At 49.1% G+C, this 1,932-nt stretch carries 1 protein-coding gene; it reads left to right on the forward strand.

Annotation, left to right across the window (positions count from 1 at the left end):
• Positions 1-221 precede the first annotated feature (221 nt).
• The coding region (locus tag C1T29_RS10720; RefSeq protein WP_208945688.1) for a proline--tRNA ligase at positions 222-1,932 on the forward strand (1,711 nt) is incomplete at its 3' end.

The following is a 1,932-nucleotide window of genomic DNA, read 5'->3' on the forward strand; positions in this document are numbered from 1 at the left end:
GAAAGCCGATCAACCGAGAAAAAGAAGCGTTTGTCGTCTTTGTCGGCGTCGCATTTTTGATGCTCTTAATGCTTGTCGTCACATGGAACGATATCCAGCGCTTATTTCTGTAAAACCAATTGCCTTTTTTAAGTGCAGCCAAGCCTTTTAAAAGGCTCTTTTTTAGGGACGCCGTTCCCGCCTCAAAAAGTAACCAACTGAAACAAATGAGGTGCGAACGAATGAGACAGAGCAGGACTTTAATTCCTACGCTCCGCGAAGTGCCGGCTGATGCTGAAGCAAAAAGCCATCAGCTTCTTCTCAGAGCGGGGTTTATCAGACAAAACACAAGCGGTGTATACAGCTATATGCCTCTTGCCAATAAAGTCATTCATAAAATCCAGAGCATTGTCCGCCAAGAAATGGAGAAAATCAATGCCGTCGAAATGCTGATGCCTGCTCTCCAGCAGGCGGAAACTTGGCAGGAATCGGGAAGATGGTACACGTACGGTCCTGAGCTCATGAGGCTGAAAGACCGCCACGGCCGCGAATTTGCCCTTGGCGCGACACACGAAGAGGTCATCACAAGCATCGTCAGAGATGAAGTGAAATCGTACAAGCGCCTTCCGCTGACCCTTTACCAGATCCAATCGAAATTCCGCGATGAAAAGCGCCCGCGCTTCGGTCTGTTGAGAGGCCGGGAATTCATCATGAAGGATGCGTATTCCTTCCATTCTTCCGCCGAAAGCCTTGATGAAACGTACAATGATATGTACCAGGCGTATACGAATGTGTTTACGCGCTGCGGCTTGAATTTCAGACCGGTCATTGCAGATTCAGGCGCGATGGGCGGAAAGGATACCCATGAATTTATGGCATTGTCCGATGTCGGTGAAGATACAATTGCGTATTCTGATCAGTCTTCATACGCTGCCAACATCGAAATGGCTGAAGTGAAGGAAGCCGGTGCTGGCGAGCAGGCTGAAATGAAAGAGCTCCAGGAAGTCCACACACCTTCGGTCAAAACGATCGAAGAAGTTGCCGCATTTCTTGGCATATCCCCGTCAGACTGCGTGAAATCAATGCTCATGAAAGCAGACGGACGTTTTGTCCTCGTGTTGACGAGAGGGGATCATGAAGTCAACGATATTAAGGTGAAGAATCTGCTCCAAGCAGAAACGATCGAATTCGCGAGCGCCGAAGAGGTTGCTGAGATAACAGGTACTGAGCCTGGTTTTGTCGGACCGGTTGGACTCGACAGCGAAATCGAAATCTTTGCAGACTTTGCTGTGAAGGCGATGGCAAACGCAGCAGCAGGAGCGAATAAAACAGATTACCATTATCAAAACGTGAATATCAGCCGGGATGCGCACAATGTGACATTCGCCGATCTCCGCTTGATCCAGGAAGGAGACCCTTCACCGGATGGAAACGGAACGATCCGTTTTGCAAAAGGAATCGAAGTCGGACAAGTTTTTAAACTCGGCACCCGCTATTCTGAAGCGATGGACGCAACATACCTTGACGAAAACGGACGCGCTCAGCCGATGCTGATGGGCTGCTATGGAATCGGGATTTCCCGGACACTTTCGGCCATCGTTGAGCAGCATCATGACGATAAAGGCTTGATCTGGCCGCTGGAAGTGACGCCGTATGACCTGCACATCCTCGCGCTTAACATGAAAAATGACGCGCAGGTTCAGCTTGCCGAAAAGCTGTATGAAGATTTTAAAGCGAACGGCTATGACGTATTGTTTGATGACCGTGCTGAACGGGCCGGCGTTAAATTTGCAGATTCCGATTTGATCGGTCTGCCGATCCGCATCACGGTCGGAAAAAGAGCTGATGAAGGCGTTGTCGAAGTGAAGATCCGCAAAACCGGAGAATCATTTGAAGTCGCCGCTGAAGAGCTTTTGGACTTTATCGAAAAACAAGTCAAGAGCTTATCTTCTC

This window comes from Bacillus sp. MBGLi79, assembly GCF_002953915.1.